At 39.4% G+C, this 8,132-nt stretch carries 9 protein-coding genes; 4 read left to right on the top strand and 5 right to left on the bottom strand.

Annotated features, from left to right (window positions below):
* Positions 1 to 1,048 (top strand): hypothetical protein (locus AB685_RS24120; RefSeq protein ID WP_131709654.1); only part of this gene is annotated, 1,048 nt, incomplete at its 5' end.
* Between the two features lie 121 nt (positions 1,049 to 1,169).
* On the opposite strand, the gene AB685_RS24115 is transcribed toward AB685_RS24120, so the two are convergent.
* Positions 1,170 to 2,438: an OFA family MFS transporter gene (locus AB685_RS24115; RefSeq protein WP_047973126.1), complete on the bottom strand. Its 1,269-nt coding sequence runs from the start codon at positions 2,436 to 2,438 to the stop codon at positions 1,170 to 1,172.
* A 251-nt stretch (positions 2,439 to 2,689) separates the two neighbouring features.
* Positions 2,690 to 3,304, bottom strand: a complete 615-nt coding sequence (locus tag AB685_RS24110; RefSeq protein ID WP_047973125.1) for a restriction endonuclease — start codon at positions 3,302 to 3,304, stop codon at positions 2,690 to 2,692.
* A gap of 115 nt (positions 3,305 to 3,419) precedes the next feature.
* Between AB685_RS24110 and AB685_RS24105 the strand changes: the two genes are divergently transcribed.
* The gene (locus tag AB685_RS24105) at positions 3,420 to 4,538 is read left to right on the top strand and encodes a GAF domain-containing sensor histidine kinase (protein WP_047973124.1); all 1,119 of its coding nucleotides are present in this window, start codon (positions 3,420 to 3,422) and stop codon (positions 4,536 to 4,538) included.
* A complete protein-coding gene (locus tag AB685_RS24100; RefSeq protein WP_277814309.1) occupies positions 4,528 to 5,169 on the top strand; it encodes a response regulator transcription factor in 642 nt (213 codons plus the stop codon). Before AB685_RS24105 ends, AB685_RS24100 begins: the two co-directional genes overlap by 11 nt.
* 14 nt (positions 5,170 to 5,183) lie before the next feature.
* Here the strand turns inward: AB685_RS24100 and AB685_RS24095 are convergent, their stop codons facing one another.
* From AB685_RS24095 to AB685_RS24085, 3 genes are read right to left on the bottom strand one after another with little or no spacing between them, the layout of a single operon-like run.
* Complete coding sequence (locus AB685_RS24095; protein ID WP_047973122.1) at positions 5,184 to 5,549, bottom strand: VOC family protein; 366 nt, start codon at positions 5,547 to 5,549, stop codon at positions 5,184 to 5,186.
* Position 5,550: 1 nt separating this feature from the next.
* A complete protein-coding gene (locus AB685_RS24090; RefSeq protein ID WP_047973121.1) occupies positions 5,551 to 6,573 on the bottom strand; it encodes an S-adenosylmethionine:tRNA ribosyltransferase-isomerase in 1,023 nt (340 codons plus the stop codon).
* A complete protein-coding gene (locus AB685_RS24085; RefSeq protein WP_047973120.1) occupies positions 6,563 to 7,300 on the bottom strand; it encodes an SDR family oxidoreductase in 738 nt (245 codons plus the stop codon). Before AB685_RS24085 ends, AB685_RS24090 begins: the two co-directional genes overlap by 11 nt.
* A gap of 208 nt (positions 7,301 to 7,508) precedes the next feature.
* Between AB685_RS24085 and AB685_RS24080 the strand changes: the two genes are divergently transcribed.
* Entirely contained in the window at positions 7,509 to 8,132 is a 624-nt protein-coding gene (locus AB685_RS24080) for a restriction endonuclease (RefSeq protein WP_047973119.1), read from the top strand.

The following is an 8,132-nucleotide window of genomic DNA, read 5'->3' as shown; positions in this document are numbered from 1 at the left end:
ACCAAGGTGGCTTCCTGTTCACTGGGCGGGTGAAAGCTTAGCCCATATCATTTCTAGGTCAATCACAGGTATGACCTTCTTATTATTGGGACTGCTTTTTATTACGACCATATTTATTCTATTTCTATCGTCTACATTAGTCGATAGAGGATTTCGAACAGGCTGGATTCAGATGAGTGAAGGAAGCTCAAAAAAGAAGAAAAAGAGCACAGCCATATCCTTTAAAGTAAGAAAGCCAGTCATTGAAATTGGATTGAAAGAATGGCGGACTATTAAGAGGGATATGAGGGAGTGGACGATGCTGATTCCAATGGCATTCTTTATGTTCTTTCCGATTTTCTCYATTATGATACGTGATGGAAGCTATGAGTTTATTCAAACAATCCCAGCCTTATCCTGGTTTTCGATTCAAGCGATTGCTCTAGGTTTGTTTTCCTTTATGACCAGTACATTCACATCAGGGTCTGTTGCTAGAGAAGGTACTTCAATCGACCTTTTACGGGTATTGCCGGTTAAAGGATGGACGGTAGCACTCGGGAAGCTTTGGATTCATTGGGTGATTTTATTTGGATTTATTGGCTTCTTACAGGTTATCAGTGGATTTATTTTTGGCTGGTCACCGTTTCACACCATAGCTGGCTGGTTTCTTATCGGAATGATTGGATTAGGTTCTAGTGCGATTGGGCTTTATTTTGGCGCTATAGGTGCTAAGTTCAATCCAAAAAATCCACAAAACCGTCTCGAAACGGGAACTTCATTTATTTTATTATTCGTAGCATTGGGATATGTTCTCTTACAAGCAATCCCATTCGCACTCACCTTGTTACCGGTCAATGACCTTAGCTTCTTACTCGAAGAAACCAATCCGGGATTTTTTATAGGAATGATTCAAGGGGTCATTGAGTTTAAAGCAAGATCTCCTATTTTGATTTCTTTAGTGGGGATAACACTCTGTTTTACCTTAATGCTACTAATAGCATGGCTTTCTATAAAATTCTGTGCTAAAGAAATTGATCGTGGAGTAAAGATTACCTACGTTAAAGAATAGAGTGATGGAACGAGAGAAAGATAAAAAAGTMTTGCTGTGAGGGAGTCTCATAGCAAGACTTACTTTTTTGTAAACAAGAGTCTAGACTGACTAGTCAGTCTTACGGAGGTATAAAAAATGACTAAGATACCACTTGTTGCTGCTCCCTTTGCTTTAAATCTTGTTCGCTCTTTCTAATATCTAGCTTCATCATAATGGAAACGATAAACGCTAAAATAATTAAAACAAAGAATACGTAAAATACAGGGATATAACTATCGGTTCTTTCTCTAATTTGTGAAACGATCATCGGTCCAAATACACCACCGAGCGACCAAGTCGTTAAAAGATAACCGTGGATCGCACCCAGTTGTTTCGTACCGAATAAGTCTCCAACAAATGCAGGAAGATTAGAGAAGCCACCACCATAACAACTAACAACAAGTAAAATAAGTAATTGAAACACGAGTATACTCGTGATAAAAGGTAGTGTTAAAAAGGCTACTATCTGGATGGAGAAGAATATGATGAATACATTCGGTCGACCAATATAGTCTGAGATCGCTGCCCAGCCTAAGCGACCGCCACCATTGAAAATCCCCATTATTCCCACCATCGTTGCAGCAGCGGCGGCAGATAAACCAACCACTTCTTGAGCCATTGGAGAAGCCACAGAGATCATCATAATTCCAGCAGTTGTGTTAATGAGCATCATGGTCCATAGCATCCAAAAGCGTTTTGTCTTGACTGCCTCCTTGGAGGTTAATTGCTGTAAATCCTTTTTAATGACTTTTTTACCAGAAGCAATATTTCGTTTCATTGAAGCTGGCATCCAACCTTCTGGAGGTGGTGCGATATATGCTGCACCCATGATCATGAAAACAAAATAGCAAGCTCCGAGTAAGAAGAACGTAGTCGAAATCCCGATAGTACTCATTAAGTTTGCTGCAACTGGTGCCGTTATAAGTGCTCCAGTTCCAAAACCGAGTACCGCCATTCCTGTAGCTAAGCCTCTTCTATCAGGGAACCATTTGACGAGAGTTGAGACAGGTGATATGTAACCAATACCAAGGCCTAATCCACTAGCTACCCCGTATGTTAATAAAAAGAGCGGAAGGGACTCAACCATAATAGCAACTCCCGAACCAGCTTGTCCTATACCAAATAATATAGCTGCTACTATGGCAGACTTTCTTGGTCCACTTCTCTCCACAAATTTTCCGAAGAAAGCAGCAGATGTACCTGCAAGAGCCATCATAATCGTAAAGGCAATCGTCACCTCTGTAGCTGACCATCCCATCGATTCACTAATTGGATAGGTGTATACGCTATATGCGTAAGCACCGCCAATTGAAAGGTGAATCGCAATAGCAGATAGGGCAATTAACCATCTGTTTTTTGTTGTGTCCATATTTTCCTCCTTCTCATTTCTCTAATTTGAAAACCCTTACATATATAGTAGAGTATAATTCATTAGCAGAAAAATCAATCAATTATAAAAATTTAGTTATTTTTTGTAGATTGAGAACACTTATAGTCTATATTTGTAGTTCGGATGACATAGCTATTGTCATCTGTGTTTTTAGGCAGAAAATAACCCTAAAGTGCAGGGAGTGTCTTTCTGCTCTTTAGGGTATTGTTCTACTTTTTTATAGAAGGGGGTTAATCTAACCAAGCTGATCGTACTTTTTCGATAAAGTGATGGTGTTTTTTCYTTTTCATAAATACTTGGATCATGGCATCTAAAGTATCATAATCCATTAAAATGGTTTTACTTGCAGTAGCGTACTGTTGGGCTTCTTTTGTAAATTGATGGTTTGTCACGACGATGACTTGGTTCGCCTTGTATTGATCTTTTAAATGATTTAACTCACGAACTACTTTTGCTTGAACTTCCGTTTGGCTTAGTTTGGCATGGACGATTGCTTTTGTTCCTCGTTTACGAACAATAAGATGGACTCCTTGATCATTTGAATGCTTAATTCTGGTGACGGAATAGCCTTGTTTTTGAAACAATGGAATCAATAATAATTTAAATTGATGATGGTTCATTCCTTCGATTTCGCGAGCTGAAGATATGCGTTGTTCAGCAATACGTAGCTGTTTCCACCCATACCAAGAAAGAGGGATCGAACCGAGAAGCCCTAAGACAATAAAAAAAGCTGTTAAATTGTATTGATATAGCTGAACGAGATAAAATGTAATCACAAATAAGAGGGTGGGAAGAAAAGGGTATCGTTTCTTTTTAGTTGGAGAATCTGGGTTTCTTTTTTGCATAAATCTCCGTCCTTTCTTTAGGAAATCTTTTTTACTATTCCACTTTTTACTAAGTAATATGTAAAAAATTCCTTGAAAATCATGTTACGCTTTATAATATATGGGAGGTGGGTCTATGAATGTCGTACATACGTTAAAAACGATTGCTGAAACACTAAATATAGGAGACGATCTGCATACGATGCTTCAATCTGTATTAGAGAGTTTACTAGAAGTGACCAACCACGAGACTGGGTGGATTTTTCTTGTTGATGACAATGACCATCAATTAATCGCCCATCATCGTTTACCCCAAGCACTTACAGCAGATCAATGTGCATTAATGTGTCAGGGAAGCTGCTGGTGCAAAGATAAATTCATAAAAGGTCATCTTCAAAGAGCAGCAAATATTATGGAGTGTAGAAGAATGGAGAGAGCAATTAATAAAGGTAATCAACCAACAAACGGATTAACTCATCACGCGACTGTCCCTATAGTAGCAGGGGACGAAGCGTATGGGTTGATTAACATTGCTTCGCGGGGGAAGGAACATTTCTCTAAAGAAGAATTGGAAGTTTTGGAGACGGTTGCCCTCCAGGTGGGGACAACGGTTAAGAGGTTGAAGCTTGAAGAAAAGAAACGCGAAATAGTGAGGATGGAAGAGAGACATAGATTGGCGAGAGACCTTCATGATTCAGTTAATCAATTGCTCTTCTCTCTATCTCTTACTGCTAAAAGCATAAAAGGAGTAAGTGAGAAGCAGAAGGTGAACGAAGCAGTTGAATTAATGAGTGAAGTGTCAAATGAAGCCCTCCTCCAATTGAAACAGATTATATGGCAGATGCGATCTGAGGAGTTAGAAGATGGGCTCATCCCGGCTATTCATCGCTATGCAGCTTTATTAGATATTAAAGTAGATGTTTTTGTAGAGGATCAAGTTCGGTTGCATCCACATGCAGAACTCCATTTATGGAGAATTATCCAAGAGGCGATTAATAACTCTCGTAAGCATTCCGGCCTCAACTCAGTGAGGGTCCACTTTACCATCAATGATCAAGCTATATTAGTGGAAATAATCGACCACGGAATTGGATTTGAACGTTTAAATATGAATATTCATTCTGGAATGGGGCTTAGGAATATGGAGGAACGGGCAATCGAGATTGGTGGGGAGTTCGCGCTTAAAAGCGAAATGGATAAAGGGACGACTATCCAAGTGAGAATACCGCTTGAGGGGAGGGAAGATCATGATTAGAGTGTTAATCGTAGATGATCACCAAATGGTGCGGAGGGGCTTACGATTCTTTTTAGAAACACAGACTGATCTTGTTATCGTGGGCGAGGCCTCGAATGGACAAGAAGCAATTGAACAGGTGAGAGCGCTCAAGCCGGATGTCGTGCTTATGGATTTAGTGATGCCGGTTATGAATGGGATTAAAGCTATAGAAAGATTGATGAATGAATATCCTCAGTTAAAGATTCTTGCTCTTACAAGTTTCTCTGACCAAGATCACGTCATTCCTGCTCTACAAGCCGGAGCAAGTGGCTATCAACTARAAGACATTGATCCGGATGAACTTGCTGAAACGATTCGAGCATTATATGCAGGGGAGAGTATGGTACATAGTAAAGTATTGAAGTATGTTTTAACACGAATCACTCATCAACAAGATGAGGAAGAAGTGAAGATTAACAGTCTCACAAAACGCGAGAAAGAGGTTTTGGTAGAGTTAACGAGAGGACGAAGTAACAAGGAATTAGCAGAGGTTCTTCATATTACAGAGAAAACGGTTAAGACTCATATCTCAAATATTCTCGCTAAATTAGAGCTTGGTGACCGTACTCAGGCTGCTTTGTTTGCGATACGTCATCGTTTAGATAAATAAAGAGATCCTCCTCATTAAATAGTTGATGAGGGGATCTCAATCCATTCAATCATTTCAATTTCCGAGTGTTGATAGAAAATAGATTTCCAACCGTTATTAAATGTATATGGACCTTCTATTTTGCTTGTAATCGACCTAGGAAATTGGCTAATAAGGTAATTAATAGAATCGACTTGCCAAGCAAGATGATAACTTGTTGATTCATTAGAAGGAGAAGCATTATAAACTAGTTCTAACATCAAGGCACCTAGCTTAAAGAAACGTATCGTCTCATTCTCCCACTTTAGWTCGAAAAGGAAATCTGCGGCGCAATAGGATTGATAAAAATTCGTGCTCTTCTCTATATCCCTCACCTCAATTCCAATATGGTGTAACTTCAATCTATTTCGCCTTCCATATTAGGTTAAGGTCACCAAATTCATGCCACATATATTGCTCCCTAATTGCTATTTGGTAAGCACTTAGTAACAAGTCTTCATCAACAAAAGCTGTAAGCATATCGAGGTGGCTTGCCGCTGGTTCGTGAAAGCCTGTTAATAAACCATCAACAATCTTTATCTCTGTTTCTTTGTTAATATAAAGGTTAGTTAAGCCCTCAGAAGGTCGCAGGCCATCATGAGGGTTATAAGCACTTTCTAAGGCACGAACAACTGTTGTACCTACTGCGATAATACGATTATTCGAGGATTTGGCATCATTAATTTGATTAACGGTTTGTTTTGGGACAGAGAACCACTCTACATGTGTAGTAGGATCCGGCCAATGATTATCCTCAAAGTAGCTTAAACCGGTGTGCAGACAAATGTACCCAAGTTTAACGCCTTTGTTCATCAGTTTTTGTAGTAATCGCCATGTAAATGCCCGGCCGGCTGAGTTCATTTCAACTGACCCAGGGGTAGAGCTATAGACAGTTTGATAACTTTGAAGAGTCCAGGGCGAATCGATGTATTCATATTTTATGGGTTCACCATGTTGATAAAAAAAGTGTAAGAGCTCATTCCCGCCAATTGAAAACTGAATTCGGGTGAGCTCAGGAACCTCCCCTTCTTCAATAATGGTTGCTTTAACATTTTCGTTAAAGAGGAGCTCGCCTCCTGATTCTCTTTTCTCGCCTACTATTAACACATCCCAGATAGCTTCATCAATTTTTCTGGATAACCGGATCTCTACGTTGTCTATAGTCAAAAGTGAACTAGGAATCGTTCTACTCGTATTAAGGATGAGARGATCATTGGGCGAAAGGAGCTCGATGATATAATCAAATGAGTGGTGATTCACCTCATTAGAATTACCATCTAAAATCATTAACCGAACGTTGTCACGCTTACCATGGATGATTTCAACTGGGGTACTAGCGTGAAGTTCTGATGGTAGTTGGAAGGAATGAACTGTACTATTTTTCATCGTGAAAGCCCTTCTTTAAAAAACTTTTTACTTCAAATCGCTTGCCATGTACCTTGCTAGGGTTCGCTTCAATTAGGTAGTCAAAAGCAGTAGCTACTTCTTCTGGCGACATTAATTCATAGTCGCAATCAGGAACAGCTATTTCATGCAGCGCTGTATCCATTTCACCGGGGTCAACTAATACCATTGCTACTCCTGTATCTGTTAGTTCCTCTGACCAAACTGCAGCAAGACCTTCCAAAGCAAATTTTGACACACTATAAGCTCCCCACTCTGCATAGCCTATTCTCCCTGTTTCAGAAGTGAGTGAAATGATTTTGCCTATCCCACGCGTTAACATACCAGGGAGTACTCGCTTTGTCATATAAAAGAGATTTAAAATATTCACATTGATTACTTCCTTGAATATCTCATCAGGATAATCGGTTAATAATGTTGGACCGGGGCCGAATGCAGAAGCATTATTTATTAAAATATCAACCCTACCAAAGTAATTTTCAGTAATCGAAACAAAGCGTTCTACGTCTCTTATCTTACTTACATCAGCTACTTCTGCGAGTACTTCCGCACCAAGAGTAACAGCTTCTCTTTTTACTTGCTCTAATGCTTTTTTATTACGTGCACAAATCGCCAATTGATGTCCTTGTTTAGCTAAATGAAGGGTAAGAGCTTTACCTAATCCTAAAGAGGCACCTGTGATCATAATGACGTTTGGTTGTTGTCTCATTTAACTGGCTCCTTTACTTATGTGATAGTTATAGTTTACGAGTGTTTGGGAAATTTGAACTCGGAGATGATGTTGATATTCAATAAGAGATGTGGCGGGTTTTTTTCTACAACTTTAGATGCAGATGGAATAAACCGAAACAAACGTTTGCATCTCTAATGATTATTCCGTAAGATAAGGGCAGGTAAAAGGAAAGGTGTGAAGACGAATGGTTGATTCGTTTTCTTTTAGTTCACCAATTGTCTGGATAGGGATTCTTCTTATTATTGGACTATTAGGCTGGATTAGATGGAAGTTCTGGAGAAGAAGAAGGTTTGATTTAGCAAAGATCACCTTGCGTGATATCGATAAAATGGATGGTCATGAATTTGAAGATTACTTATACGTGCTAATCTCAGCGCTTGATTACGATCATATATATCAAACGAAGAAAAGCCGAGATTACGGAGCAGATCTAGTATTTGAGGACCAAGAAGGCATTAGAACGGTCGTTCAGGCGAAGCGATACCGGGATAAGATGGGTTTATCTGCTGTTCAAGAAGTATATACCGCAAAAACCTATTACGGTGCAGATAGAGCCTTGATTATTACATCAGCAGAAAAAATATCAGAACCTTGTATGAAGTTAGCAAGTGCAACTGGCGTTCAAATARTCGATCGCCTTGATCTTGAAGATGTGATAAAAGCGTTTAAAAAAGGTCATTTCGAGGAAGCTTGGGAGCTGTTAGAAGAACCACCAGAGCCTGTGAAGTATACTCCTATGGATAGCTTAGAGAAGCCGCCGGAGAGGAGAGGGATGATACAAGCAGGAGAGTATTTTTATAAAAATTAG

This window comes from Bacillus sp. LL01, from assembly GCF_001037965.1.
Note: the sequence above shows the minus strand (reverse complement) of the source record. Positions and strands in the feature narration are given on the sequence as shown.

Excerpts from the sequence above, each read along its gene's own strand:
- AB685_RS24115 (WP_047973126.1), bottom strand. The coding sequence starts at position 2,438 with ATGGACACAACAAAAAACAGATGGTTAATTGCCCTATCTGCTATTGCG.
- AB685_RS24105 (WP_047973124.1), top strand. The coding sequence starts at position 3,420 with ATGAATGTCGTACATACGTTAAAAACGATTGCTGAAACACTAAATATA.
- AB685_RS24085 (WP_047973120.1), bottom strand. The coding sequence starts at position 7,300 with ATGAGACAACAACCAAACGTCATTATGATCACAGGTGCCTCTTTAGGA.